Origin of the sequence: Antrihabitans stalactiti (assembly GCF_012932915.1) — a bacterium.
Taxonomy (GTDB): Bacteria; Actinomycetota; Actinomycetes; order Mycobacteriales; family Mycobacteriaceae; genus Antrihabitans; species Antrihabitans stalactiti.
Genome location: NZ_VCQU01000003.1, coordinates 55,529 through 81,027, shown reverse-complemented (window position 1 = coordinate 81,027; position 25,499 = coordinate 55,529). Strand labels below are relative to the sequence as shown.

The window sequence follows — 25,499 nt, the reverse complement described above, 5'->3', positions numbered from 1 at the left end:
TGGTCCTCGATGCACAGAAGGCTGTTCATTTGAAGGCGAAGGGCATGACGCAACTTCCAGGCCACAGGTATCCAAAACCTCAAGGCCTTTACGACCCAGCGAACGAGCACGATTCGTGCGGCGTCGCATTCGTCGTCGATATGCACGGTCGGCGTAGTCGCGACATCGTCGACAAGGCGATTACCGCGCTCGTCAATCTCGAGCATCGTGGCGCAGCTGGAGCTGAGCCCAACACCGGTGACGGTGCTGGCATCCTGTTGCAGGTACCGGACAAGTTCTTCCGTGCAGTCGTCGACTTCGACCTGCCCGAAGAAGGTTCGTACGTCACGGGCATCGCATTCCTGCCTCAGGCACGCGCCGAGGCAGCGAAGGCAGCAATCGGTGTCGAGCAGATCGTCAGCGAAGAAGGCCTCGCCGTTATCGGGTGGCGCGAGGTCCCGATCGACGAGTCGTCGCTCGGCGCCCTCACTCGTGACGCAATGCCCACATTCCGCCAGGTGTTCATCGGCCAACGTGCCGGCACTCGGTCGCCGATCACCGGCATGGACCTCGAGCGTCGCGCGTACGTCATTCGTAAGCGCGCCGAACACGAACTCGGCACCGACGGCGCAGGCCGCGGCGCCACCGGTAGCGAGACGGTCTACTTCCCGAGCTTGTCGGGTAAGACCTTCGTCTACAAGGGCATGCTCACCACTCCGCAGCTGAAGGCCTTCTACCTGGACCTGCAGGACGACCGGCTGGAGAGCGCCCTCGGTCTCGTGCACTCGCGCTTCTCCACGAACACCTTCCCGTCGTGGCCGCTGGCGCACCCGTTCCGTCGCGTCGCGCACAACGGCGAGATCAACACGGTCACCGGCAACGAGAACTGGATGCGTGCCCGCGAGGCCCTCATCGAATCGAACGTGTTCGGTGACGGCTCGCTCGACAAGATCTTTCCCGTCTGTACGCCCGGGGCGAGCGACACCGCTCGCTTCGACGAGGTGCTCGAGATGCTGCACCTCGGCGGGCGCAGCTTGCCCCATGCCGTGCTGATGATGATCCCCGAAGCCTGGGAACGTCACGAGAGCATGGACCCCGCGCAGCGCGCGTTCTATCGCTACCACGCCTCGCTGATGGAGCCATGGGACGGACCGGCATCGGTCACGTTCACCGACGGCACCGTCGTCGGCGCCGTGCTCGACCGCAACGGCCTACGCCCGAGCCGCATCTGGGTCACCGACGACGGCTTGGTTGTCATGGCGTCCGAGGTCGGCGTCCTGGATATCGATCCGGCCAAGGTCGTGGAGAAGCGCCGTCTGCAGCCAGGGCGCATGTTCCTGGTCGACACCGAGCAGGGCCGTATCGTCGAGGACGACGAGATCAAGTCGCAGCTCGCGGCAGAGCAGCCCTACCAGCAGTGGCTGGACGAGGGCTTGACCGAACTCGACGATCTGCCGGGTCGTCCGCACGTCCACATGCCGCACGACCGGATCCTCATTCGGCAGCAGATCTTCGGTTACACCACCGAAGAGCTGAGCATGCTGATCTCGCCGATGGCGAAGACCGGTGGTGAAGCGCTCGGCTCGATGGGCACCGATACTCCGGTCGCCGTCTTGTCGGCACGCCCGCGTCTGCTGTTCGACTACTTCCAGCAGCTGTTCGCTCAGGTCACCAACCCGCCGCTCGACGCGATCCGCGAGGAAGTCGTCACCAGCCTCGGCGGAACGATCGGTCCCGAGGGCGACCTGCTCAACCCGGGTCCGGATTCGTGCAAGCAGATCGTGCTGCCGCAGCCGATCCTGCACAACGACGACCTGTCGAAGCTCGTCCACATCAACGACGACGGCACCCAGGAAGCGCTCCGGTCGGTCGTCGTGCGCGGGTTGTACCCCGTGGCCGAGGGTGGGGAAGGGCTGCGCAACGCGCTGCTCGCCATTCAGGCACAGGTCTCGGCCGCGATCGACGGTGGCGCTCGCATCATCGTCCTATCGGACCGCGAATCGAACGAGAAGCTCGCGCCGATTCCGTCGCTGTTGCTGACCGCGGCGGTGCATCACCACCTCGTTCGCGAGCGCACCCGCACCAAGGTCGGACTGATCATCGAGGCCGGTGACGCCCGCGAGGTGCACCACATGGCGACGCTGGTCGGTTTCGGCGCAGCCGCGATCAACCCGTACATGGCGTTCGAGTCGATCGAGGACATGATCGACCGCGGCGCGTTGACCGGCATCGACAACAAGACGGCGGTCAAGAACTACATCAAGGCAGCGGGCAAGGGTGTGCTGAAGGTGATGTCCAAGATGGGCATCTCGACGGTCGCCTCATACACCGGCGCGCAGTTGTTCCAGGTCATCGGCCTTTCGCAGGAACTGGTCGACGAGTACTTCAGCGGTCTGCGGTCGCATCTCGGTGGCATCGGCCTCGACGAGATCGCAGCCGACACGGCGGCCCGCCACGCGACCGCGTATCTCGAGAACCGGCAGGAGCGCGCGCATCGCGAGCTCGAGGTCGGTGGCGAGTACCAGTGGCGTCGCGAAGGCGAATACCACCTGTTCAACCCGGACACGGTGTTCAAGCTGCAGCACTCCACCCGGACCGGTCAGTACAAGGTCTTCAAGGAGTACACGAAGCTGGTCGACGACCAGTCCGAGCGGCTCGCGTCGCTGCGTGGCCTGTTCCGCTTCAAGACCGAGGGCCGCAAGGCCATCTCGATCGACGAAGTCGAGCCGGCAAGCGAGATCGTCAAGCGGTTCTCGACCGGCGCGATGAGCTACGGCTCCATCTCGGCCGAGGCCCACGAGACGCTGGCCATTGCGATGAACCGCATCGGTGGCCGCTCCAACTCGGGTGAGGGCGGCGAAAGCCCGGCCCGCTTCGAGCCGGAGGAGAACGGCGACTGGCGCCGCAGTGCGATCAAGCAGGTCGCGTCGGGACGTTTCGGTGTCACGGCCCACTACTTGACGAACTGCTCGGACATCCAGATCAAGATGGCCCAGGGTGCCAAGCCCGGTGAAGGCGGTCAGCTTCCGGCTCACAAGGTGTATCCGTGGGTTGCCGAGGTCCGGCACTCGACGCCTGGCGTCGGGCTGATCAGTCCGCCGCCGCACCACGACATCTACTCGATCGAGGATCTCGCTCAGCTGATCCACGACCTGAAGAACGCCAACCCCAGTGCGCGCATTCACGTCAAGCTCGTATCCGAGGTCGGCGTGGGAACGGTCGCCGCTGGTGTGTCGAAAGCCCATGCCGACGTGGTCCTGATTTCCGGTCACGACGGTGGCACCGGCGCGACGCCGCTGACGTCGATGAAGCACGCGGGCGCTCCGTGGGAGCTTGGCCTGGCCGAGACCCAGCAGACGTTGCTGCTCAACGGTCTGCGCGACCGCATCGTGGTCCAGGTCGACGGTCAGCTCAAGACCGGCCGCGACGTCATGGTCGCCGCGCTGCTCGGTGGCGAGGAGTTCGGTTTCGCAACCGCGCCTCTGGTCGTGACGGGCTGCATCATGATGCGCGTCTGCCACCTCGACACCTGCCCTGTCGGTGTTGCCACACAGAACCCGATCTTGCGCAAGCGTTTCACCGGCAAGCCCGAATTCGTCGAGAACTTCTTCATGTTCATCGCCGAAGAGGTCCGGGAACTGTTGGCGGAACTCGGTTTCCGGACACTGAACGAGGCGGTCGGCCAGGTCGGACTGCTCGACACCACCAAGGCCAAGGAGCATTGGAAGGCGTCGAAGCTGGACCTGTCGCCGATCCTTCAGGACGTCGAGACGGCGTTCATGAACCAGGACCTCTACAACACGGGGACTCAGGATCACGGGCTCGACAAGGCGCTGGACCAGCAGCTGATCACCCAGAGTCGCAACGCGCTCGATCGTGGTGAGCGAGTTGTCTTCGAAACGAAGATCTCCAACGTCAACCGCACTGTCGGCACGATGCTCGGTCACGAAGTCACCAAGGCTTACGGCGGTGCCGGTTTGCCTGACGACACGATCGACATCACGTTCAACGGTTCGGCTGGCAACAGTTTCGGTGCGTTCGTTCCTGCAGGCATCACGCTTCGCGTGCAGGGTGACGCGAACGACTACGTCGGCAAGGGCCTTTCCGGCGGCCACCTCGTGCTTCGGCCGTCGTTGACGGCACCGGCGGACTTCGTGGCGGAGAACAACATCATCGCCGGCAACGTCATCCTGTTCGGCGCGACCAGCGGTGAGGTTTTGATCCGGGGCATCGCAGGTGAGCGCTTCTGCGTGCGTAACTCGGGAGCTACGGCCGTCGTCGAGGGCGTTGGCGACCACGGTTGCGAGTACATGACCGGCGGCAAGGTCGTCATCCTCGGTGAAACCGGGCGCAACTTCGGCGCAGGTATGTCGGGTGGCGTCGCCTACATCTACAACCCGGACGGTACGTTCGAGGCCAACCTCAATACGGAGTTGGTCGACCTGGACAAGCTGGTCGGCGAGGACTTCACCTGGCTGAAGGCGACTATCACCCGGCACCGCGACCAGACGGGTTCCGCTGTGGCGGAGCGCATTCTGGCCGATTGGAGCCAGCAGGTGAATCACTTCGTCAAGGTGATGCCGCGCGATTACAAGAAGGTCCTGCTCGCGATCTCCGAAGCCGAGAAAAACGGCCGGGATGTCGACGAGGCAATTATGGAGGCAGCACGTGGGTGACCCGAGTGGTTTTCTGAAGCACACCACGCGGGAACTTCCTTCCCGCCGACCTGTGCCTTTGCGCCTGATGGACTGGAAAGAGGTCTATGAGGAGTTCTCCGACGACACGCTGCGCACGCAGGCGAGTCGTTGCATGGACTGTGGAATTCCGTTCTGCCACAACGGTTGCCCGCTCGGGAATCTGATTCCCGAGTGGAACGACCTCGTCTACAAGGACCGTTGGCGCGAGTCGATCGACCGCTTGCACGCGACGAACAACTTCCCGGAGTTCACCGGACGGTTGTGTCCGGCGCCCTGCGAGGCGTCGTGCGTCCTGGGCATCAATCAGGACCCGGTCACCATCAAGCAGGTCGAGGTCGAAATCATCGACCACGCCTTCGCCGAAGGCTGGGTGCAGCCGGTGTATCCGACGCGCCTGACCGGCAAGAAGGTCGCGGTCGTCGGCTCCGGTCCCGCCGGTCTTGCGGCGGCGCAGCAGTTGACGCGCGCGGGCCACACGGTCACGGTGTTCGAACGTGAAGACCGCATCGGTGGTTTGCTGCGTTACGGCATCCCCGAGTTCAAGATGGAAAAGCGTCACATCGATCGCCGTCTGGCGCAGATGGAGGCCGAAGGCACCGTCTTCAAGCCGGGTGTCAATGTCGGCGTCGACATCACCGCGCAGCAGTTGCGGGCCGATTTCGATGCAATCGTGCTGGCCGGTGGTGCCACCGCCGCGCGTGACCTGCCGATTCCCGGTCGCGAGCTCGACGGTATCCATCAGGCCATGGAGTTCCTGCCGTGGGCCAACCGCGTGCAGCTCGGCGACGACGTCCTCGGTCCCGATGGCGAACCGCCATTGACGGCGAAGGGCAAGAAGGTCGTCATCATCGGCGGTGGCGACACCGGCGCAGACTGCCTCGGCACCTCGCACCGCCAGGGCGCGGCCAGTGTGCATCAGTTCGAGATCATGCCGCGCCCGCCCGAGGAGCGCGCCGATCACACTCCGTGGCCGACGTATCCGCTGATGTTCCGCGTGTCGTCTGCCCACGAGGAAGGCGGCGAGCGCGTCTTCTCCGTGAACACCGAACGTTTCGTCGGTGTGGACGGCAAGGTCACCGGTCTCGAGGCGCACGAGGTCAAGATGGTCAACGGCCGGTTCGAGAAGGTCGACGGCTCGGACTTCACACTCGACGCCGATCTGGTCCTGCTCGCCATGGGCTTCGTAGGACCCGAGAAGCCCGGTCTGCTCGACGATCTCGGTGTCGAATACTCCGACCGCGGAAACGTCGCGCGCAGCAACGAGTGGGCGACGACGGTCGACGGCATCTTCGCTGCGGGCGACCTCGGTCGTGGTCAGTCGCTGATCGTGTGGGCTATCGCCGAAGGCCGCGCCTGTGCGGCGGCGGTCGACAAGTACCTCGAAGGCGACACCGCACTTCCGTCACCGATCGTGCCCACGGCGGCGCCGCAGCGCTGAGTTGTCCGGCCACGTCTGGTACGTCGCATATGGCTCCAACATGTGCGCCGAACGGCTTGGCCGGTACTTAGCGCGTGCTCGCGACTCGACCGGGCCACGTGAGTGGCTACCGGTGACGTTGCCGGGCACCGTGTACTTCGCCGGCGAGTCGCTGACTTGGGGTGGTGGGCGCGCGTACTACGACCCGACGGCGTCGGGCACCGCACCGGCGCGCGCATACTTGCTTGCCGGCGGGCAGTTCGACGATGTCAAAGCGCAGGAGCCGCCGGTCTACGACCGCATCCTGGAAGTCGGGACCCGCGACGGCGTCCGAATGCTGACCTTCACGAGCCAGTACACCAAGAGCGAGGTCGCGAATACCGAACCCGCGCAGGCATATCTGGACATGATCGCTCGCGGTCTGGTCGAGGCACACGGCTGGGATTCGGCGACGATCACGGCGTACCTCGACGCTTTACGCGCGGCCTGACGACGCTATTGCTTCGCGGCGGTCCAGGTCCATTTCGCGCCTGCAACATTGTGGGCTGCCCCGTCGACGAGCTTGTTGCCCTTCACCGTGGCGGTGTAAATCGCGTACGCGTCGTTGATCTCGAGCGTGAGCTTCGTCCCACTCAAGGTCCAGGTGGAGTTGTCCTCGTCGCCTGAATACGAACGGAAGTCGGTCTCGCCGGGCGTCTTGGTCTTGTAGTCGACGTAACCGTCGGCGCGTAGGAAGAAGATCTGGATGTTCTGATTGGATTCGTTTGTCCGCCAACGGGTTCCGCCCAAGTCGGGCTCGTTGGAAGCGGTGCCGGACTTGTCGGCTGCGACCGCTGTGCCCTTGATGGTGTCGGCCGTGCAGCCCGCCAGGCCGAGGATCGTGAGCACGGTGATGGCAACTGCGACAAGGGAACGTGCGGCGGGGGTAACCATCGAATCCATCCTTATGCCAGGTAACTTTCGTTTACCGATCGTGCATCGTTCCGACATCAGTCGATGTAAGCATCGGGTCGTCAGCATTACACAGAGATTTCTTCAGGAGCTTGGAACATGCGATTGAAAAGACTAGGCGCAGTTGCGGCTGCACTGGTAGCAGCTGCTTCTGGAGCGCTCGTGGTCGGAACCGCGACCGCCAGCGCCGATCCCGCGGGTTGCCCGGGGCTGTACGTGCTCGCGGTTCCTGGAACATGGGAAACAGGCGGGAATTCGACCGGAATGTTGGCGAACGCTACGAACGGCTTGCCGGGCAACGTCACGACCGAGTACGTGAGCTACGCCGCGACGGCCTTTCCGTGGGAGGCCGAGGTCTACGGTCGCTCCAAGCAGCAGGCAGTCGAGCGCGGGCGAGCAATGATCGCCGGCGTCGCATCGCGGTGCGCAGCGAGCCGTATTGCCATCGTCGGCTTCAGCCAAGGTGCCGACGCAGCCGGTGACATCGCAGCCGAGATCGGCACGGGCCTGGGCGTCGTGTCACCGAATCGCGTGGCGGCGGTCGCGCTCCTCTCGGATCCGCGCCGTTCGCCGACCGACCTGATGGTGGGGCCCTCGGTGGGCGGATTCGGCGCAGGCGGCGCGCGGGTCGGCGGATTCGGGTTCGTGACGCCAGCCGTCAGGTCCTTCTGCACCCCGGGTGATCTCTACTGCTCGACCGACCGCGACGACTTCGTGACCCGGTTTGCTGGTTTCCTCGCGCAGACGTCCGACCCGAACCCGGCGCAGCTGTGGCGTTATCAGCAGGAAGCAGGCGCAATCTTCGGCGATTTAGCGAGCGCCGGTGGGCTGCCGATCCTCGAAAGTCAGGTCAATCCGCAAGCCAATCAGGAACGCGCCCGCAAGCTTGCGCAGTTCTACGGCACCCGCACACACGAGGACTACGGCTGGGCAACCTCTTGGGTCCATGGGTGGTTGAGCCAGATCGCCTAGCGTGGGTCGTATGACCGCCATAGAGGACCCGTCCGGCGACAGCACTTCGCGCACGATGTGGCGCGCGCTCGAGCCCTACCATGCCGTGACCTACTTCAGCCCCGAGGCGAAGGCCGCGGCCGACGCGGCGGGGTGCAAGGGCTATTGGATGGGCTACTTCGGTTGTCGGGCGGCACCTTTGGGCGCGGTAGCGCCCGAGATCGTGACGGCGACGTTCTACAACTTCAACCGGTCACGGGTGGTTCGCGCCATCCCGGATGTGTGGCAGGTCGCCTCGCCCGAGCAGTTGCTCGCTGCTCGCGTTGCTGGTGTGGACTCCGCGCTGCGCAGGCTCTTGACGCCAGAGGTCCTCGCGTCCGATGAACTGGCGGAGGCAGCCGCGCTCGGGCGCGAGGCAGCCTGCGCGGCAGAGTTCGCTGGACGCGCGCTGGCGGCAGCGAACGAAGCGTTGGAATGGCCCGTCGAGCCACACCTGGCGCTGTGGCATGCGCAGACATTGCTGCGCGAATCGCGTGGGGACGCACATGTCGCGGCGCTGGTCACCGCACGCCTCGACCCCTGCGAGTGCCTCGTCGTGATGGCGGCGTCCGGAAGAGTCTCTGCTGCAACGCTTGCGCAGTCGCGCGCGTGGCCTGAGCAGGATTGGCTGGACGCGTCCAATCGCTTACGCGAGCGCGGTCTGCTCGATGCCAACGACGCGCTGACCGCGGAAGGTGCGCGGCTTCGAACCTGGGTCGAAGAGCGAACGGACGAGGGCTCCGACGCGCCCTGGCGTGCACTGGGGCTCGAGCGCACCCAGCGGTTGTTCGACCTTGCGCGGCCGATCGTGGGAGCAGTCCTCGACGGCGGTGGCTTCATGGCGGGTAACCCGATGGGTTTGCAACCCCTCGCGCGCCCGTCGGCCGGGTAATCTTTGCGAAGCCGCAGCCGTTCGGGTGGCATGGGGGATGAGGAGTGACATGTCCAGCACGATGTTCGAACCACCCGGACCTGGTCAGCCTGCCATTCGACGACTCACCACGACGACGCACTATCGCCGACTGCCGTGGTTGCCACTATTGATCGCGTTGGTGATCGTGCCGATTGCGATCACCGCGCTCGCCGTCTTCGTCGGCCGCAGCAGCGTCGAGGACGATCTCCGGCAACGAACAGAAGTCGCACTCGCGAGCGCTGGCCTTCCTGACGTTCGGGTGGATTTCGACGGTCGCGACGCCACCATTTCCAACGTCGCGTCGGACCGTGCAGAGACGGCGAAAGACACGGTCCTCGGTGTCGACGGAGTCCGAGTCGCCGACGTCGACGGCGTCATCGCACCCGCGGCGGCGGCAACGGGCAAACCGTTCGAAGTTCGAATCGTCGGCGACAAGATCGTTCTCACCGGCGACGTTCGTGACGAGAACGCGCGAAACGCTGTGGTGGACGCTGCCCGCGCAGCGTCGGGTGGAGCACCCGTCGTTGATGAACTCACTTTCAATTCGGCCGCGCAGGTGCTCGATCCGGCGCAGGTCCGTGCCGCAGTCGAGGATGCCCGGCGGATTTCTCCGCCGCTCCCAACGCAGCAGCCGCAGCAAGGCGACAAGGCTGCTCTGCAGCAACAGATCAACCAGTTGATTGCGGGCGGCCGAATCGCGTTCAGCCCGAATTCTTCCGATCTCACCAGCGAAGGCAGTGCGACGGTCGCCAAGGTGGCGGACCTGTTGCGGCCGACGCGCGTGCGGATCGAAGTGGACGGTCACGTGGCCGACACCGGTGAAAACGTCAACTCGCAGGCTGTGAGCGAGCAGCGCGCCAGAACTGTGAAGGCGCGATTGGTCGAGCTCGGCATTGCCGCCGACCGTATCGACGCGGTCGGCTTCGGGTCGAGCAGGCCTGTCGATACGAACAGCACATCCGCAGGCCAGACGGCCAACCGCCGCGTTGAGATCATCGTTCTCTAGAAAGGGGGCAGCCATGACTTACCTGTTGGGGCAGATGTGGATTTGGATCTTCATCGCATTCGTCGTCGGATTGTTGATCGGGTTCGCCATCGCGTTGGTGTTCCGTAAGAAAACCGTGGACGTGACCGAAGAGTTCGTGCCTGCGATGGGCGGCTACGTGCCGCCGACCGGAGGGCGCCACCAAGCCCCCGAGCAGCGCTACGCCCCTGACACTCGGGCGCCTGAACCTCGGGCACCTGAACCCCGAACACCGGAACAGTCCTTCGCGCCGGAACCGCGAGCGGCCGAGCAGAGTTTCGCACCCGAGGTTGCGCCGCTGCCGATGCCTGGGCCTTCGGCGCCGCCGATTCCCGATCCGTTCACGGAGCCGCCGGTCGTCGCGCCGCCTGCGCGGAGCTCTACGCCCCCGATCCTCCACGACGAGAACGGCGTGACCGCACCAGGTTTGATCTATCGGGAATGGCCGCCGCGGCCGCAGCAACCACGCTGAGATCTACGAGCTACGACGAGAAGTGTGCTCGAGCAGCGCGGGAACGACGACGTCCCACACGCGTCGCGGGGGATTCTCGTGACCTGTCTGCTTCATCGCGACGAACGATGCGCGGGGGATTTCCTTGGCCAGCGTAAGGCCGTGCTCGTACGGAAACAGCGGATCCTCGGTGCCGTGCAGGACCAAAGTGGGAGTAGCGATGTCACCGAGTCGCGCTCGCCACGGCTCGCCGGCATCGATAAGGAACGGGTTGGTCATCTGCGCGGCGATGTCGACAGTCCGATCGAACACCCGGCCCCAGAACTCGGCTGACGCGGCCGCGTCGAATTCCACTGTCTGCGCGGCGAACAGCCGCTCGAAGGCGACGAGACTCTCGACCACGCCGGTCCGGTCCGACCAATCTTGTTGGGGTTCCTCGCCCGAGAAGGCTTCGGCCAGCGCGCTCGACATGGGCGGCAGGTCCAGAGCTTCGTGGCCGGGTCCGCCTGGCGTCGTCGAGGCGAGAGTGATCGTGTCGACTCGGTCAGGGTGATCGAGCGCGAGCAACTGTGTCACCGCGCCACCGCCGGAGACACCGACAGCGTGAGCACGGTCGATCGCGAGCGCGTCGAGCAGTCCGACAGCGTCGCTCACGACGTCGTTAAGCGAGTACGGCGGACTGCCGACTTCGTAACTCGTCGACCTGCCCGAATCCCTATTGTCGTAGCGGATGACGAAGCGGCCAGCGTCTGCGAGTCGGCGGCAGAACTCTTCGTCCCATGACAGCAGGCAGCTCCCCGCGCCCGCGATCAACAGGATCGCGGGATCGACGCGGTCGCCGAAGGTCTCTAGACACAACTCGACGCCGTTGCTTTGGACGATCTGCTCGCTGCACATTTGTCAACCACCCTGCCACACTGGGCGCGAGTGGCATGATTTTCACCATGTCTGCGCCAATCGTCGCCGCTGATCGTGAACCCGAACGGGCAGAGACGATTCTGGAAGTGTTCGACCACGCCTTCGGCGAACTGCTCGCGAATGACGCTGCCGCGTTTCGCGTCAAATTCCGCAAGATGGCGGCCTCACCGTTCGCGTTCTATCGAGGCACCGCGGGACTGTTCTACGCAGACCTCACCACAACGCCCTACGACTCCTACGGCGCCGGCTACCTGAACGAGCAGACGAGCCGGGTGTGGATTCACGGCGACCTGCACGCCGAAAACTTCGGCACGTACATGAACTCCGAAGGCCGACTTGTCTTCAACGTCAACGACTTCGACGAGGCGTATGTAGGAGCGTTCACCTGGGACGTTCAGCGCCTCGCAGCCAGCGTCGCGCTCATCGGATACGCGAAGGCGTTGTCGGACGCGACGATCAGCGATCTCGTCACGGCCTTTGCGAAGGCCTATCGCAGCCAGATCCGTGACCTCGCCCACGAGGGCCGCGGGGCCGAATTCACTCTCGACACCGCCACCGGACCGATTCTGGACACCCTGCACCAAGCCCGACTGTTGACGCGGGTAGAGCTGCTGGACAGCCAAACGGCCATCGATTCCTACGACCGGCACTTCCGCAGCGGTGGTGGGGTGATTCCGCTCGACGAGTCCACGAAGGCGGACGTTCTCGCCAGCTTCGAGGATTACCTCAACACGCTGCCGTCCACCACTCGCGCAACACCGGGCGCGCTGCGCGTCAAAGATGTGGTCGGCCGGCGCGGGATCGGGATCGGGAGCGCAGGCTTGCCGTCGTACAACCTGCTGCTCGAGGGCTATACGGACGCGCTCGAAAACGACGTCATCATCTACATGAAGCAGGGTCAGACGCCGGCCGTGTGCAAACACATCACCGACCCCGAGATCCGCAACTACTTCGAGCACGAAGGTCATCGAACGGTGATCTCGCAGCGCGCGTTGCAGTCACACGCCGATCCGTGGCTGGGTTACGCGGTCCTTCGTGGTCAGGGTCAGCTGATCGCCGAGGTGTCGCCATACGCAAACGATCTCGACTGGACCGACGTGAACGAACCCGACGACTTGACGGCCGTCATCGACTGCCTCGGTCGCGCTACCGCGACGGCGCACGCAGCCGCGGACGCATCATCGAGCGGTCAGAGCCTGGTGCCGTTCTCTACCGAGCACGCGATCGACAAGGCGATCGCGACCGATGAAGACGGCTTCGCGAAGATGCTGGTCGAGTTCGCGCACGACTACGGTGCCCGCGCCCGGCAGGACCACCAGATCTTCGTCGACCTCTTCCGAAACGGCCGAATCCCGGGTCTCTAGTCGCGGTTGCGGTTGCGGGGCAGCAGGTCCCACACGTGCTCGGTCTCGTTGACGCTCGCGACCGTGCGCTTACCGTTGCGGGAGAACAGGATTCGCGTGACCGAGCAATAGTCGATCGGGAAGGCGAGCGTCTTCTCGCTGCCCAGCACGTTCTGCAAGTACGAGTTGATCACCCCGCCGTGGGTGAAGGCGACGATCGTGTCGTCATGGTCGACCGAAGCGGCCAATGCGCCGACCGACTCGATGACTCGACCGATGAAAGCCGGTCCGTCGATCTGCTCGGGCAGGTGGCCGCTCTTGATCCGGTCGTAGATCGCGCGGAACTCGGTCTTCGCATCCTCGATGGGGATGTAGGTGCTCAGTCCGTGGTCGTATTCGGCGATACCGTCTTCGATCTCGACATCGAGACCGAGCTTTGCCGCGGTCGGAGCTGCCGTCTGCTTGGCGCGAGCCTGCGGACTTGCGACGACCCGCACAATCCGGTGGCGCGCGAGTGCATCGGGCACCCGTCCTGCCTGTTCGATGCCCAGCTCGGCCAGTCCGGGATCCGCTCCCTCGGCCGCATGGTCGATCCGCAACGGCAAGGCATGACGAACCATCAGGAGCTGCACTCGCCCTACTCTGCCACCCACCCCTCGTGAGTCTTTTTGGAGTCCCTGGACTCCAAAAAGACTCACGAGGGGCTACTGGCGAGGTTTGGCCAAGGGGAAGGGGAGGGTTTCGCGAATGCTGCGGCCGGTGATGAGCATGACCACGCGGTCGACGCCCATGCCGAGGCCGCCGGTGGGGGGCATTGCGTGTTCGAGGGCCTGCAGGAAGTCCTCGTCCAATTCCATCGCCTCCGGATCGCCGCCCGCGGCGAGCATGGACTGCTCGGTGAGGCGTCGCCGCTGCTCGACCGGGTCGGTGAGTTCGCTGTAGGCGGTGCCCAACTCGACGCCCCAGGCGACGAGGTCCCAGCGTTCGGTGACCCCCGCGATCGTTCGATGTGATCGCGTCAGCGGCGAGACCGAGGTAGGGAAGTCCTTGTAGAACGTCGGTGCCTCGGTGCGGTCCTCGACGAGATGCTCGTACATCTCGAGCGCCACTTGCCCGGCGTCCCATGCAGTTTGGAAAGGCACGCCCGCCTTGTCGCAGAGCCGACGCAACGTATGGACCTCGGTGTCGGGCGTGATCTCTTCGCCCAGCGCCTCGGAGACCGCGCCGTGCAACGTCTTGACCGCCCACTCTCCGGAAATGTCGACCGGTACGAGCTTGCCGTCCGGACCCGGTCGCAGAGCGATCGCTTCACCGTGCGCCGCGATGGCCGCGTTCTGAATCAGGGTGCGGCACTTGACGAGCATCCGGTCGTAGTCACTGTGCGCTTCGTACGCCTCGAGGATGGTGAATTCTGGGTTGTGGCTGAAGTCGACCCCTTCGTTGCGGAAGGTCCGGCCAAGTTCGAACACCTTCTCCATGCCGCCGACGCAGAGCCGCTTCAAGTAGAGCTCGGGCGCGATCCGGAGGTAGAGGTCCAGGTCGTAGGCATTGATGTGCGTGGTGAACGGTGTCGCGTTCGCACCGCCGTGGACCTGTTGGAGGATCGGTGTCTCGACTTCGAGGTAACCCCAGTCGTTCAACGTGCCCCGCAGCGACCGAACGACCGCGCTTCGGGCGACCGTGATCTCCCGCGTCTCCTGACTGATCGCCATGTCGACGTAGCGCTGGCGCACCCGAGCCTCGGGGTCGGACAAGCCTTTCCATTTGTCGGGCAGCGGGTGCAAGCACTTGCCGGTCATCCGCCAGTCGGATGCGAGCAGCGAAAGCTCGCCCTTGCGGCTGGTCCCGATCGTGCCGCTGACTTCGATCAGGTCGCCGAGATCGAAATACGATGCGAATTCCGCGGTCTTGTCGGGGCCGACTCGCGCGCGGTCGATGAGCAGCTGAATGTCACCCGACCAGTCGCGCAGTACGGCGAAGGCCACGCCGCCGTAGTCGCGGATTCGCAACAACCGGCCGGCGAGGCGGACGGTCGTGCCGATGGGCGATTTCCGAGCGGCGTCGATGGAGTGCGTCGGGGGATATGCGACCGGGTAGGCGTCGATGCCTGCGGCGGTGAGCCGGTCGAGCTTGGCCATCCGCACCCGGACCTGGTCGGGGCGGCGCGGCCCGATTGCTTTTGCCGGCTCGCAGTCCGTCGTGTCCGGAGCACTGCCGTCGGAGTGCAACGCACCGCCCTCCGCGAGGGCGGTCGGTACCGATTCGTGTGTGCCCGTATGTTTCGGCCCCGAATCGCGGCCGAACCGCGGGATGAATCCCTCGGCCAACGCCGACGCGATGGCGACGCGCGGAATTGCACGGTTGTCTTCGAAGCACAGGTATCTCGGCGCCCACTCCGGCTGGTACTTCACGTTCGAGCGGTACAACGCCTCCAGCTGCCACCAGCGGGAAAAGAACAGCAGGACGCTGCGCCATACGCGCAGGATCGGTCCGGCGCCGATACGCGCGCCCTCCTCGAATGCTGACCGGAACACGGCGAAGTTCAGCGATACCTTCGTGACGCCGTAGCGATCGGAGTTCAGCGCGAGGTCCGAGATCATCAGTTCCATCACACCGTTCGGACCCTTGGGGTCGCGACGCATGAGATCCAGCGAGACGCCTGCGCGCCCCCATGGCACGAGCGAGATCATGCCGAGCACGCGTTTGTCGGCATCGATGCATTCGACCAGGAGGCAATCGCCGTCCAGGCTGTCGCCGAGCCGGTCGAGGGCCATCGAGAAGCCTCGTTCGGTTTCACTTCCTCGCCAAGCGTCCGCGCGTTCGATGACCGTCGCCATCTCGTCGGGGGCGATGTCCCGATGTCGGCGAATGCGGACGTCGAACCCCTGCTTGCGCAGCCGGTTCACCGCCTGACGGACCGGCTTCATCTCACTGCCGTTCAGCGAGAACGACCGGGTGTGAAGGATTGCCTCGTCGCCGAGCTGCAGAACCGACAGGCCGCCACGTTTGTACGCGGTGGCGCCGAGTTCGCTCGCGCCCATCACAGCAGGCGCCCAGCCGTATTGCTCGCTCATCTCCAGCCACGCGTCGATGGCGTGCGGCCACGACTCCTTCATGCCGATCGGGTCGCCGCTGGCCAGGCACACGCCGAGTTCGACGCGATAGGTCACCGCTGCTTTGCCGTTGGCGGCGAAGACGACGGCCTTGTCGCGTCGGGTCGCGAAGTAGCCGAGCGAGTCCTCGACGTCGGAGCCTTCCAAGAGCCCCCGGATCGCCGACTCGTCCGTTCCGGTCAGAGCGTTATCGGCGCGCTGCGAACGGAACAAGACGATCACCGCTGCGAGCAGCGCGATTGCGCCGAACAGGCCGAGGACGAAATTGACGAAGCCATACGTATGCCCGTCGAATTGTTCGTTGTCGACGAGGACCAGGGCTGTGACGCGATTGAGCGCCCACAGCGGTCGTTCGACCCCCTGGAGGGTGCCGTGGAACAGCTGCACCAGACCCCACCCGAGCAGCGATCCGACCGCCAGTCCGGCGATCAGCACCCCCAAGGCCTTCCATACAGCACCAGGCCGGACCTTCGTGTAGAACTCCGAGCGCGAGGCGATCAGCAGCCCGATTGCGAGAAGGTGGAGAACGATCGCGAGGGCCGCGTTCATGTTGCGGTTCATCGCAACTTCGGTGGCATTCGTGATCGTGAAGAGTGCCAAATACACGGTGAGCAGCCACCACGCGATCCGCTTGCGGCTTGCGAGTGCGCCTGCCAGCAGCCCGACGACGAGAGTCCAGGCGAGGCTGGTGTCGGGCGCACTGAAGTAGTAGTTGTCGATGTATTCGCGCGGGATTCGCGTGAGCCGTCGCAAATGTGGAGAAATACTCCAGAAGAAGGACAACACGGTGAAGATGCCGACGATCAGCCCAGCGAGGTGGGGCACTTCGGACAATAGGCGCCGCCCCCATGGGCGCGCCGTGCTCCGATGCTGCTCGTCGACCGCGCGTTCGTCCAACTTGCTGGTCACAGCGTAGTTCTCCTTAATCCCCGGCACTTTCGAGTAGACCGTAGTCCGGTGTGCCCTGCAAGATTGCCACCATGCCGCGTCGTGATCGATCCGTCCCAGAAGTGACCATTCGTGACGAGTCGATTCGACTCGGTCAATTCCTGAAGCTGGCCAACCTGATCGACAGCGGTGCGGAAGCCAAGATCGTTATCGCTGATGGACAGGTCGATGTGAACGGCGAGGTCGAAATACGGCGTGGCAGACAGCTTCGAGCGGGCGACCTGGTGACGGTCGCCGGACAATCCGTTCGCGTGGCGTCCGAGTCCTAAGCGTCGGCGCGAACGACCACGCCGTCGTCGTCGCTGTAGACGGTCTCGCCGGGGTTGAACGTCACACCGCCGAATTCGACGGGGACGTTGAGTTCGCCGGAGCCGGTCTGGGTGCTCTTGCGGGGATTCGTGCCGAGTGCTTTCACGCCGATGTCGAGTGTCCGCAGGATCGCCGAGTCACGCACCGCGCCATTGACGATCACGCCTGCCCACCCGTTGTCGACCCCGCGACCAGCAATGATGTCGCCGACCAGTGCGGTGTGGACGCTCGCATCACCATCGACGACGAGGACGCCACCGTTGCCCGGCTCGTTCAGGGTCTGCTTGACGAGCAAGTTGTCTTGGAAGCACCGGATGGTCGTGATCGGGCCCGCGAACACCGCGCGCCCACCGTATTGGGTGAACTGCGTGTCGCAACTGCGGATCTCGGGGCCGATCTCGTCGGCAAGGTCGGCGGTGGCTACGTCGTCGCTCATGGAGGACAGTTAATCAGCCGTGTCGTACCCACGGCGCATGATGGGACCTGTGACCGACGCCTTCACCTACACCGTGCCTGTGCGCTATCTCGAGGTCGACCAGCAGGGCGTCGTATTCAACATGTGGTACCTCGCGTATATGGACGAGGCGTTCGGTGCGTTCCTCACGCGCAATGGCATGTCGTTCGACGACATGATCGCGGCGGGCGTCGATGTGCAGTTGGTACACACCGAGTTGGACTGGTCGGGTTCACTGCGCTGGGGCGATGACGTTGCTGTCGAGGTGGAGCTGATCAAACTGGGTCGCACCTCGTTCACCATGGAGTTTCGGGTGTCGAATCGTGTCGGTGCACCTCCGGTGCTGGTCGGTCACACCGTCTATGTCGTTATTGCCACCGACGGTTCGGGCAAGCGCGAGCCCCCTGCAGAGTTTCGCGCAGCGCTCGGGGATGTGCGTTAAGCGATGCCTGCATGGGACTGCCCACAATGCGGGCGCCGATTCGCTCGACGCGGTCAATCCCACGAGTGCGCGCCGGCAATGACGTTGGAAGAGTATTTCGCCACCGGCCCGGAACGTGAGCGCCCGATCTTCGAAGCGGTGAACGAATTCATCGAATCGCTCGGACCTGTGGTGGTCGAGCCCTTGTCGGTCGGCATCTACTTCAAACGAGCAGGGGCGTTCGCTTATCTGTTACCGATGCAGCGGTGGGAGACGCTCGGCTTCTCGCTCACACACATCGTCCGGCATCGATTGATGACCAGGAAGCCGCAGCCGCACGGACACCGGTATTACACGGTCTTCAATCTGGCCGGTCCGGAAGATTTCGACGACGCGATCAAAGGCTGGCTCACCGAGGCTTACCTCGAAGCGCCGGAATAGTACTCGCGCCTTAGGGCAGGCTATCCAGCAATGCTCCAGTGATTTTAGAGTTGGCAACGATCCGCATCCTTTTCGCGGACCAGTCAGATTTCGGTCAGGTTCGTGCATAACGACCGAAACGGGCATTGAACAGCGGCAAACCGGCCGAACTGCACGGCTCCAGGGCGGTGCGCAGTCGGATTCAAACCGCAAGCGCATCAGACCTGTGCCCTATTTCCCTTAGAAAAACCTGTCAAACGTCATGTGACCTGTGCCACAGCAGACCGAAAAGTTAACAATTTGATACCAAGGTTAAACGCCTGGTCAGGCGGTATTTCAATGCCGAAAAACGGTCGAATCTCACAGGCCGAGTTTGGTCGCTGTTAGCAAATGTAAATCATCTCGCTACCAACCCGTTGCCGGAACGTCGTTCAACGATCGTTAGATGCTCCTGTCGAAGGCATCAAACATGATCTGCAGCAGTGCCTTACGTCTCCATCCTCTCGAGATGGAGCAGATCACGAAAGCAAAGGATTCGCGAAGACATGAAGATCAGCAAATTTGCTGCAACGAGCGCGCTGACCATCGCCGCCCTGGGCATCGCCGGCGGTACGGTGCACGCCGATCCCGCGCCTGCTCCGGCTCCTACCCCGGCCGCCGCTCCTGCCCCCGGTGACCTGAATGCGTTCGTCAACTTCGTCGCTGCTCAGGCGCTCACCCCGTCGACTCAGCAGGTCACGATCGACACCCCGCTCGGCTCTGTCACGGTCGGCAACGGTGAGGTTTCGGCCACCGCAGTGACTGGTCAGAACATCGAGACGTCGTTGAAGCCGGTTACCGACATCGCCAGCTCTGTCATCAGCCCGAACGTTCTGCCGCAGGCGGCAGCAGCGCTCCAGACGCCGGATCCGCTTCACGCGGCAGCGAACCCGCTCAGCAACGCCGTTACTCCGGTTCTCGACTACGGCTGGAAGACCGAAGGCGACCGCGAGCAGTGGGCGTTCAAGCGTGCACAGGACTCAATCGCGACCGCGGCTGCGATTGCAACCGTCGTTGGTTCGGTCGGCGGCGGCGCGGTCGGTTGCGCAATCGGCGCCGCGATCGGCGTTCCGTTCGCGTTGGTGCCCGTTACCCTCGGTCTCCCGCTCGTCGCGGGCTGCCTCGGTGGCGCAGTCCTGGGTACCCCGATTGGAGCAATCGCTGCCAACGCGCTCGTCACCCTTCCGGTAGCGGTTGCCGCAGGCATCGGCTACCTGAACACGGTCAACACCCCGTTCGTGGCGCCGAAGTCCTCGCCGCAGAAGGTTCAGATCGTCGAGTGATGTGATGTAGCTTCTCGTCCCATCGGACAAGCGAAAGGCCCGTCCTGCGAAAGGGCGGGTCTTTCGCCATTTCGGCGTTCGCGCCGGGAAAGACGCAAACAGAAATGACAGAAGGAAAAAGTCGGCACTCCGCTGCGGACGACGATGACGACGTGGACCAGACGGACGAATCCACTGCAGCAGACGCACCCGACGAGGTAGCGACCGATACGGCCGGGGAGGCCAGCGGCGCGAAGCCGAAGCAGCGAGGCCGTCTCCTGGCTGCGGTCGGCGCGGTGCTTCTCGTGGCGGCGATCGCGCTCGCAGGATTCTTCTTCTTTCAGTACAAGTCGAAGAACGACACCCTCGACGCACAGGCGTCAGCTCGCGATGCTGCGTGTGCCTATGGGCATGTCCTGGGCGATTTCGATGCCAAGAACCTCGACGCCTTCTTTACGCGGGTGCTCGACGGTGGGACCGGCGACTGGAAGACGCACTACGACTCGCAGAAAGAAGCGCTGCGCAAGCTCTACACCGACGGCCAGGTCGTCTCCAAGGCGAAGAGCGTCGAGTGCGCAGTGGTATCCGGCGACACCACGCACGCGGAAACGATCATCGTGCTGGGTCAGACGATCTCGACAGCGGTGGAAGACGGGAAGCCGTCGGACACATCGGCGACGATGCTGCTTTCGTTCGACAAGGTCGACGACCGGTGGCTGGTGAGCAAGGTGCAGTCACCCGGTCAGCCTGTCGCACCTGCTAAGTAGTAGTTCTCGAGCGTGCGAACGGCCTGCCCGTGAATCGGGCGGGCCGTTTTCGCGTTCTACGCGGTTGTTGCGAGAGCTGCGGCTAGTCCGAACGCCACACCCATAGCGGCGATCTCGATGAATGCGCGTCGGAACGAATCGTCGGCACTCATCCGATGACCAGCCGCGTCTCGAACCCAGGTGCGGCGCCACCACCAGCCGAGGATCAGCAACAGGGCAAGCGCGACGACTTTTGCGAGAACGATCCGCCCGTAGCCGGTGCCGAGCACCGGACCGACTCCACCCAGCCGCACCGCGGCGTTGATCACGCCGGACACAGCCAGGACCGCCACGCACCGCCATGCCCATTCCGAATAGCGGGGCAGCAGGTCCGCCCAGGCGCCGCGGGAGCGGACCATCATCGCCATCGCGACAAGCGTGCCGAACCACACCGCGGCGGCAAGCGCGTGCGCAGCGCCGAGTATCGGACCGAGCGTCTGCTGCGACATGTGACCGGTGATCGGGCGGAACGTGAGCGCGAGCGCGGCCAATGCGAGCGGCGGCGCCATCGACGCATTTGGCGAGCGTCGGAACGCGAATACTGCGTAGCCAGCGATGGCTACAGTGCATGCGATTGTCGCCACACCGACCTGACCTGCGGTGATGTGCGCGAGAAACTCACCGAACCGGCGCATCCCGATGTCGGAGACTGTGCCGTTCCCGACGTCGGCTGCTTCGAACAGCAAGAGAACTGCCTCGGCGAACGCCCAGACCGCGGCGCTGAACGCGATGGGGCGCCACAGCGTGCCGCGCTCCAGCGAGCGGCGATTTCGATCACCGCTACCGACCAGCCAGTCAAGTGCTGCCAGGCCGAGGACGACCGAGCCGATCCCGTCGGCGAGTGATCGAACGATGCCGGCCGGCGCGGGCTGCGCGGGACTCGCCAGTGCCCACGCCAAGCTGACACCGAGCCAGGTGGTCGGTACGGCCAACAGCATCGTCCATCGGCTGATGCTGCTGGCCGTGCCGTTCATGCTCAGGCCTTCGCCCGGCCCGAACCGCGCAGTGCGAACGCCAGTCCGGCGCCGAAGAGCACCACGGCGCCCACGATGAACGGCCAGATCGGTAGACCGCCATCTTCTTGCTTGCCGCTGTCGGCTTTCGCCCCCGGCGTCCCCGTACCCGCCTTCGTCAGCGTGAACGTGCGGGTGCCACTGACAGGGTGACCGTCAGCTGACGTCACGCGGTAGGCGATGGTGTAGGTCCCTGTCGGACCGAGTTCGCCGACCGCAACGCTGACCGTCGCGCCTTCGACCTTCGGGTCACCCTTCGACCACAGATTCCCGTCCGGACCGACCACGGTCATCGTGGCGAAGCTTTCCTGCAACGCCTCGTTGAAGGTGATGCTCGTCCGCTCGGGCCCTTGCTCGACAGACGAGCCGTCTGCTGGGACGCTGCCGGTCGGAACCGAGTGCGCGCTGGCGAGCCCGCCCCCGGCGACGAGGGCGATCAGCAGGGTGCCGACGACCGCGAAGAACCGCCGAATCATGTGCGCTTCCGGATGACCGCGCCGAGGCCGAGCGCGGCGCCCAACGACCCTAGGGCGAGTCCCGCGCCACCGAGCCAACGTGCGGTTGTGTCGGTCGTGGCCGCGGCCTCCGTGTGAGACGACGGCGCAACGGCGTGGGCGTCGTCATCGTGTCCGTCGCCGGTGCCCTCGGCGAGAGTGATCGACGGTGCCGGATGTTCGGGCTCGGAACCATCCGCATTCGCGGCCTGATCCCAGTTGACGACCGTCCCATCGCTGTAGGTCTGAACTGCGTCGAAGGACAGTTCCTTCTCTTTTGGCAGCGGACCCACCGAGAGGACGAAACGCTGGAATTGCCCTGGGCCGATCGACACACCGGGATCGGCGGTCCAGGTCACCGAGGTGGCGAGTTGCGAACCGTCTTTGTCCACGACCGATTTCCAGCCGGCGAGTGGCTCGGTCCCCGCGACCTTGAAGCCGGGGAGCGTCACTTTCAGCGCGGTGGTGCCTGCAGTGGCCGACTCGGTTGGGACCTTGAAGGTGAGGACCGTGTAGCCGCCCTCCTCGGCGCCTGGTGCGTCGACTGTGACGTGAGCAGACGCTATTCCTGCAGCGAGCAGCATCGCGCTACCGGCTGCGCCCGCCGTGACGAAGGCGCGGCTGATGAAGGTATTCATGTGTAGTTCTTTCTCGGAGTGTGGTTGTGGGCTTCAGCGAACGAAGCTGCTGGGCGGTCCACGCCGAGAAATGCCGCCCTGCAATGGGGGAAACGGAAGTGCGATGTAGCGCTGCGCGGTGGGGTGCGGTCGCGCCGGGACAAGCATGGCGACAGGCGAGGTGGTGAGTGCCCGGACCGTCGTGGAGGCCGCGAGGTAGAGCCGCTCTGCCGCGACGATGAGCGCCGCACAGACCACAGTCGCAACGACGTGGGCGAGCGCCATCAGCCAGGGATTTGCAGTCGAGATGTGGTGGTGGTCCCCGCCGCCGTTCGACAAGGCGAAGTGTCCCGCAAGTTGTCCGAACGCCAGCAATGCAACAACCGACACCGGACTGTGCGCCCTACTGTTCGCCGCAACTGCGCCGACTGCCGCCGAGGTGGCGAGCAACAGCGTTGCGGCCGAATCAGACGGGAAAGGCGCGCCCGCAATGCCGTGAGCCGCTATCGCCAGCCCACCGACCAGCGCACCGACGGCAGAGCCGCGTGCGCCTGCTGCCGTCGAGCTGGGGGACACGGTGGGTCAGCGTACTCCGAGCCGTGCGAGCAGGTCTGCCTCGATGCCCTCGAGTTCCTTGGAAATTGCCAGGTGAGCGGCCCGCCGACGCGGCGGTGGAAGTTGTTCGGCGGCATGGATGGCGGTCGTCAGGTCGGTGAGGCGATCGCGCGTAGCCTGCGCGAACTTGCCTGTTTCGGCATCTTTTGCCGATTTGGCGGAGATCTCGCTGACCGAGCTTTCCGCGTTCGCGATCCGCGCACTCAGTCGTGCGCCGTGGCCGGAGAACTGGCCGAGTTGTTCGACACCGACACCGAGCTGCTGTGCGCGCCTCGTGTCGAGCTTGCCGCGAGCAAACGTTGCGCCCCGGTAGGCGATCGGCGCGAGGACGGGTGCCAGGACGCGCGCTACACCGAGGTACTTCTTCACCGACGCAACACTGAACGGATCGCGTGCAGCCTTTTCGGCCAACTTCTCGTTGACCTTGACCTCGGACTTCAGCGCCGCGATCTGGGCCTTGTTGACCTTGCGCTGTTCGCGAGTTTCGGCCCGAAGGCGCTTGCGATCGGTCTTCGAGCCAAGCTTGGCTTCGACCTTCGCCTTGTGTTTGAGCGCCTTCGCTTCGGCTTTGCGAGTGGAACGCCGCTTGCTCTTTTTGAACAACCCCATAGAAAGACCTTTCCATCGGTGCTCGGGCGGTTTGCGCTCACCCTATCGGTTAGGTCGTATGCCCGCGCCAGGATGTCGGACCGTGCGCTCATAATCTCTCCTATCGTGGACATGGAAATGGCAGAGGCACCGCGCGCAGCGCTGATCGACGCGCGCGTTCTCAACTCGTGCCGCCATCGGCTGGCTATCGAAGCCACCGAAGTTCCTGTGGCAGGGTTCGTTGTCGACTCCGGTGTTAAGCAGCGCGTCGAAGCCGCCGAGTTGCATAGGGCGCGGGTCCGCGACGAACTGACAGCTCGGACGTCGGGCTGGGTGATCATCGACTCGGACGGTCCGACCGCTGATCGAGCGGCAGCGACGATTGCCGCGTGTGCGGCTGGAGCGCAACGCATCTGGGGTGCAGTCCTACCATCGGAGCCCGACACCGGGCGGCGCGGCAAGGTCGAGATTCTGCTGCGGGACGACGAGCGCGGCGGCTATATCCCGGTCATCGTCGTCAACCACAAGGTGACCGATCCACGCAACGCCGAGATCGAAGGCGGAACGGTCACGTCCGGCCTGGACGCGTGGTCGCCCCGTGAAGATCCGGCGCGGAAAGCACGGCCGCAATCCCGCGATCAGATGCGGTTGGCGCACCTCTATCGCATGTTGCAGCGGCACGGCTATGCCAGTCCAGCGGTCGTCGGCGGCGCCATCGGGTTCGCCTTCGATTGCATCCTCGTGCACGACCTGTCCACGCTGCTCGATGATTACGACCGCCGGTTCGCCGACCGGATCGCCGTTGCGAGAGGCGAGCTGCCGACCCAGCCGTCGCAGGTGCCCGAATGCCGCTCGTGCCCGTGGTGGTCGCGGTGTGCCACCTGGCTGACGGATGCTCGCGACGTCAGCCTTGTTGCTACCGGCGCGCGTGCCGACGTTCTGCGCGCGTCCAATGTGAACACGGTCGACGAGCTCGCGTTGTGGACGGGGGAGGCGCCCAGCGACTGGCAGTTCGGCAATTTCGAGGATGCCATCGTCACGGCAAAGGCCTGGCTGAAGGACGTTCCGCTGGTGCGTCGCCACGAGCACGTCCAGGTGCAGCGGGCCGATGTGGAAGTCGACGTCGATCTGGAGAGCTACCAGGAAAGCGGTGCCTATCTGTGGGGCACCTTGCTGGACGGCCACTACCGCCCATTCGTCACGTGGGATCCACTGCCGACGGACGACGAGGGCCGCTCGTTCGGCGAATTCTGGACCTGGCTGTCGAGCGTTCGTCGCGAGGCGGCTGCAAACGGGAAGACGTTTGCCGCCTACTGCTATTCCCGTCGAGCCGAGGACAAATGGCTGCTCGATTCGGCGCGCCGGTTCGCGGGCCAGCCTGGTGTGCCATCGGTAGGCGAAGTCCGTGCGTTCATCGACGGACCCGATTGGGTCGACATGTACGAGGCAGTCACCGACGAGTTCGTCTGCCCGAACGGCAAGGGCCTGAAGAAGATTGCGCCCGTTGCGGGGTTCAACTGGCGCGACGCCGAAGCGGGGGGAGAGGCGTCGATGGGGTGGTATCGGGAGGCCGTCGGGTACGACGGTGATCCTGACCTGACGCAGCGCACACGGTTGCTGGAGTACAACGAAGACGACGTGATCGCGACGAAAGTCCTGCGCGAATGGATGTCGACCAAGGCAGACGAGGAAATTCCGCACCTCACAGACCTGTGAT

At 64.5% G+C, this 25,499-nt stretch carries 24 protein-coding genes; 14 read left to right on the top strand and 10 right to left on the bottom strand.

Annotated elements, in window-relative coordinates:
* The first annotated feature begins 44 nt into the window (after positions 1-44).
* From gltB to FGL95_RS09490, 3 genes are read left to right on the top strand one after another with little or no spacing between them, the layout of a single operon-like run.
* Positions 45-4,655, top strand: a complete 4,611-nt coding sequence (gltB, locus tag FGL95_RS09500; protein ID WP_169586007.1) for a glutamate synthase large subunit — start codon at positions 45-47, stop codon at positions 4,653-4,655.
* A complete protein-coding gene (locus FGL95_RS09495) occupies positions 4,648-6,114 on the top strand; it encodes a glutamate synthase small subunit (protein ID WP_169586006.1) in 1,467 nt (488 codons plus the stop codon). Before gltB ends, FGL95_RS09495 begins: the two co-directional genes overlap by 8 nt.
* A 40-nt stretch (positions 6,115-6,154) precedes the next feature.
* Entirely contained in the window at positions 6,155-6,583 is a 429-nt protein-coding gene (locus FGL95_RS09490; protein WP_169586005.1) for a hypothetical protein, read from the top strand.
* A 5-nt stretch (positions 6,584-6,588) separates the two neighbouring features.
* On the opposite strand, the gene FGL95_RS09485 is transcribed toward FGL95_RS09490, so the two are convergent.
* Positions 6,589-7,026 (bottom strand): lipocalin family protein, encoded by a 438-nt coding sequence (locus FGL95_RS09485; protein ID WP_169586004.1) that lies wholly within the window; start codon positions 7,024-7,026, stop codon positions 6,589-6,591.
* Between the two features lie 117 nt (positions 7,027-7,143).
* Between FGL95_RS09485 and FGL95_RS09480 the strand changes: the two genes are divergently transcribed.
* From FGL95_RS09480 to FGL95_RS09465, 4 genes are read left to right on the top strand one after another with little or no spacing between them, the layout of a single operon-like run.
* A complete protein-coding gene (locus FGL95_RS09480; RefSeq protein ID WP_169586003.1) occupies positions 7,144-8,016 on the top strand; it encodes a cutinase family protein in 873 nt (290 codons plus the stop codon).
* Between the two features lie 10 nt (positions 8,017-8,026).
* The gene (locus FGL95_RS09475; protein WP_169586002.1) at positions 8,027-8,926 is read left to right on the top strand and encodes an SCO6745 family protein; all 900 of its coding nucleotides are present in this window, start codon (positions 8,027-8,029) and stop codon (positions 8,924-8,926) included.
* Between the two features lie 49 nt (positions 8,927-8,975).
* Positions 8,976-9,953: an OmpA family protein gene (locus FGL95_RS09470; RefSeq protein WP_169586001.1), complete on the top strand. Its 978-nt coding sequence runs from the start codon at positions 8,976-8,978 to the stop codon at positions 9,951-9,953.
* Positions 9,954-9,966: 13 nt separating this feature from the next.
* Positions 9,967-10,443 (top strand): hypothetical protein, encoded by a 477-nt coding sequence (locus FGL95_RS09465; RefSeq protein WP_169586000.1) that lies wholly within the window; start codon positions 9,967-9,969, stop codon positions 10,441-10,443.
* Positions 10,444-10,446: 3 nt separating this feature from the next.
* Here the strand turns inward: FGL95_RS09465 and FGL95_RS09460 are convergent, their stop codons facing one another.
* The gene (locus FGL95_RS09460; protein WP_169585999.1) at positions 10,447-11,319 is read right to left on the bottom strand and encodes an alpha/beta fold hydrolase; all 873 of its coding nucleotides are present in this window, start codon (positions 11,317-11,319) and stop codon (positions 10,447-10,449) included.
* Between the two features lie 47 nt (positions 11,320-11,366).
* On the opposite strand from FGL95_RS09460, the gene FGL95_RS09455 reads away from it, so the two are divergent.
* Positions 11,367-12,704: a DUF2252 domain-containing protein gene (locus FGL95_RS09455; protein WP_169585998.1), complete on the top strand. Its 1,338-nt coding sequence runs from the start codon at positions 11,367-11,369 to the stop codon at positions 12,702-12,704.
* Here the strand turns inward: FGL95_RS09455 and FGL95_RS09450 are convergent.
* The gene (locus tag FGL95_RS09450; RefSeq protein WP_169585997.1) at positions 12,701-13,315 is read right to left on the bottom strand and encodes a histidine phosphatase family protein; all 615 of its coding nucleotides are present in this window, start codon (positions 13,313-13,315) and stop codon (positions 12,701-12,703) included. The two genes, FGL95_RS09455 and FGL95_RS09450, sit on opposite strands and share 4 nt — an antisense overlap.
* A gap of 72 nt (positions 13,316-13,387) precedes the next feature.
* Entirely contained in the window at positions 13,388-16,630 is a 3,243-nt protein-coding gene (gene lysX / locus FGL95_RS09445; RefSeq protein WP_420838036.1) for a bifunctional lysylphosphatidylglycerol synthetase/lysine--tRNA ligase LysX, read from the bottom strand.
* Between the two features lie 146 nt (positions 16,631-16,776).
* Between lysX and FGL95_RS09440 the strand changes: the two genes are divergently transcribed.
* The gene (locus FGL95_RS09440; RefSeq protein ID WP_169585995.1) at positions 16,777-17,013 is read left to right on the top strand and encodes an RNA-binding S4 domain-containing protein; all 237 of its coding nucleotides are present in this window, start codon (positions 16,777-16,779) and stop codon (positions 17,011-17,013) included.
* Here FGL95_RS09440 and rraA read toward each other — a convergent pair.
* Positions 17,010-17,489 carry a ribonuclease E activity regulator RraA gene (gene rraA / locus FGL95_RS09435; RefSeq protein WP_169585994.1) on the bottom strand — a complete coding sequence of 160 codons (480 nt, stop codon included), beginning with the start codon at positions 17,487-17,489 and terminating at the stop codon, positions 17,010-17,012. The two genes, FGL95_RS09440 and rraA, sit on opposite strands and share 4 nt — an antisense overlap.
* A 37-nt stretch (positions 17,490-17,526) precedes the next feature.
* On the opposite strand from rraA, the gene FGL95_RS09430 reads away from it, so the two are divergent.
* The 4 genes from FGL95_RS09430 (at position 17,527) to FGL95_RS09415 (ending at position 20,416) form a co-directional block, all read left to right on the top strand.
* Positions 17,527-17,949, top strand: coding sequence for an acyl-CoA thioesterase (locus FGL95_RS09430; RefSeq protein ID WP_206071714.1), 423 nt, complete (start codon positions 17,527-17,529; stop codon positions 17,947-17,949).
* Between the two features lie 78 nt (positions 17,950-18,027).
* The gene (locus FGL95_RS09425) at positions 18,028-18,369 is read left to right on the top strand and encodes a DUF5655 domain-containing protein (protein ID WP_169585993.1); all 342 of its coding nucleotides are present in this window, start codon (positions 18,028-18,030) and stop codon (positions 18,367-18,369) included.
* 524 nt (positions 18,370-18,893) lie between these two features.
* Complete coding sequence (locus tag FGL95_RS09420) at positions 18,894-19,670, top strand: hypothetical protein (protein ID WP_169585992.1); 777 nt, start codon at positions 18,894-18,896, stop codon at positions 19,668-19,670.
* 104 nt (positions 19,671-19,774) lie between these two features.
* Positions 19,775-20,416: a flagellar basal body-associated FliL family protein gene (locus FGL95_RS09415; RefSeq protein ID WP_169585991.1), complete on the top strand. Its 642-nt coding sequence runs from the start codon at positions 19,775-19,777 to the stop codon at positions 20,414-20,416.
* A gap of 56 nt (positions 20,417-20,472) precedes the next feature.
* Here the strand turns inward: FGL95_RS09415 and FGL95_RS09410 are convergent, their stop codons facing one another.
* The 5 genes from FGL95_RS09410 to FGL95_RS09390 are packed head-to-tail and all read right to left on the bottom strand — an operon-like array spanning position 20,473 to position 23,803.
* A complete protein-coding gene (locus FGL95_RS09410; protein ID WP_169585990.1) occupies positions 20,473-21,429 on the bottom strand; it encodes a CopD family protein in 957 nt (318 codons plus the stop codon).
* Positions 21,430-21,431: 2 nt separating this feature from the next.
* Positions 21,432-21,944, bottom strand: coding sequence for a copper resistance CopC family protein (locus tag FGL95_RS09405; RefSeq protein ID WP_169585989.1), 513 nt, complete (start codon positions 21,942-21,944; stop codon positions 21,432-21,434).
* Complete coding sequence (locus FGL95_RS09400) at positions 21,941-22,600, bottom strand: YcnI family copper-binding membrane protein (RefSeq protein WP_169585988.1); 660 nt, start codon at positions 22,598-22,600, stop codon at positions 21,941-21,943. The genes FGL95_RS09405 and FGL95_RS09400 overlap by 4 nt, the downstream gene beginning before the upstream one ends.
* A gap of 33 nt (positions 22,601-22,633) precedes the next feature.
* Positions 22,634-23,155, bottom strand: coding sequence for a hypothetical protein (locus tag FGL95_RS09395; RefSeq protein ID WP_169585987.1), 522 nt, complete (start codon positions 23,153-23,155; stop codon positions 22,634-22,636).
* A 6-nt stretch (positions 23,156-23,161) separates the two neighbouring features.
* Positions 23,162-23,803, bottom strand: a complete 642-nt coding sequence (locus FGL95_RS09390; RefSeq protein ID WP_169585986.1) for a DUF6474 family protein — start codon at positions 23,801-23,803, stop codon at positions 23,162-23,164.
* Positions 23,804-23,920: 117 nt separating this feature from the next.
* Between FGL95_RS09390 and FGL95_RS09385 the strand changes: the two genes are divergently transcribed.
* Positions 23,921-25,498 (top strand): TM0106 family RecB-like putative nuclease, encoded by a 1,578-nt coding sequence (locus FGL95_RS09385; RefSeq protein WP_240962905.1) that lies wholly within the window; start codon positions 23,921-23,923, stop codon positions 25,496-25,498.
* The last annotated feature ends 1 nt before the right edge of the window (position 25,499 follow it).

Coding starts and splice junctions, on each gene's coding strand:
- gltB (WP_169586007.1), top strand. CDS start 45: ATGACGCAACTTCCAGGCCACAGGTATCCAAAACCTCAAGGCCTTTAC.
- FGL95_RS09490 (WP_169586005.1), top strand. CDS start 6,155: ATGTGCGCCGAACGGCTTGGCCGGTACTTAGCGCGTGCTCGCGACTCG.
- FGL95_RS09485 (WP_169586004.1), bottom strand. CDS start 7,026: ATGGTTACCCCCGCCGCACGTTCCCTTGTCGCAGTTGCCATCACCGTG.
- FGL95_RS09480 (WP_169586003.1), top strand. CDS start 7,144: ATGCGATTGAAAAGACTAGGCGCAGTTGCGGCTGCACTGGTAGCAGCT.
- FGL95_RS09475 (WP_169586002.1), top strand. CDS start 8,027: ATGACCGCCATAGAGGACCCGTCCGGCGACAGCACTTCGCGCACGATG.
- FGL95_RS09470 (WP_169586001.1), top strand. CDS start 8,976: ATGTCCAGCACGATGTTCGAACCACCCGGACCTGGTCAGCCTGCCATT.
- FGL95_RS09465 (WP_169586000.1), top strand. CDS start 9,967: ATGACTTACCTGTTGGGGCAGATGTGGATTTGGATCTTCATCGCATTC.
- FGL95_RS09460 (WP_169585999.1), bottom strand. CDS start 11,319: ATGTGCAGCGAGCAGATCGTCCAAAGCAACGGCGTCGAGTTGTGTCTA.
- FGL95_RS09455 (WP_169585998.1), top strand. CDS start 11,367: ATGTCTGCGCCAATCGTCGCCGCTGATCGTGAACCCGAACGGGCAGAG.
- FGL95_RS09440 (WP_169585995.1), top strand. CDS start 16,777: ATGCCGCGTCGTGATCGATCCGTCCCAGAAGTGACCATTCGTGACGAG.
- rraA (WP_169585994.1), bottom strand. CDS start 17,489: ATGAGCGACGACGTAGCCACCGCCGACCTTGCCGACGAGATCGGCCCC.
- FGL95_RS09430 (WP_206071714.1), top strand. CDS start 17,527: ATGATGGGACCTGTGACCGACGCCTTCACCTACACCGTGCCTGTGCGC.
- FGL95_RS09425 (WP_169585993.1), top strand. CDS start 18,028: ATGACGTTGGAAGAGTATTTCGCCACCGGCCCGGAACGTGAGCGCCCG.
- FGL95_RS09420 (WP_169585992.1), top strand. CDS start 18,894: ATGAAGATCAGCAAATTTGCTGCAACGAGCGCGCTGACCATCGCCGCC.
- FGL95_RS09415 (WP_169585991.1), top strand. CDS start 19,775: ATGACAGAAGGAAAAAGTCGGCACTCCGCTGCGGACGACGATGACGAC.
- FGL95_RS09410 (WP_169585990.1), bottom strand. CDS start 21,429: ATGAACGGCACGGCCAGCAGCATCAGCCGATGGACGATGCTGTTGGCC.
- FGL95_RS09405 (WP_169585989.1), bottom strand. CDS start 21,944: ATGATTCGGCGGTTCTTCGCGGTCGTCGGCACCCTGCTGATCGCCCTC.
- FGL95_RS09400 (WP_169585988.1), bottom strand. CDS start 22,600: ATGAATACCTTCATCAGCCGCGCCTTCGTCACGGCGGGCGCAGCCGGT.
- FGL95_RS09390 (WP_169585986.1), bottom strand. CDS start 23,803: ATGGGGTTGTTCAAAAAGAGCAAGCGGCGTTCCACTCGCAAAGCCGAA.
- FGL95_RS09385 (WP_240962905.1), top strand. CDS start 23,921: ATGGCAGAGGCACCGCGCGCAGCGCTGATCGACGCGCGCGTTCTCAAC.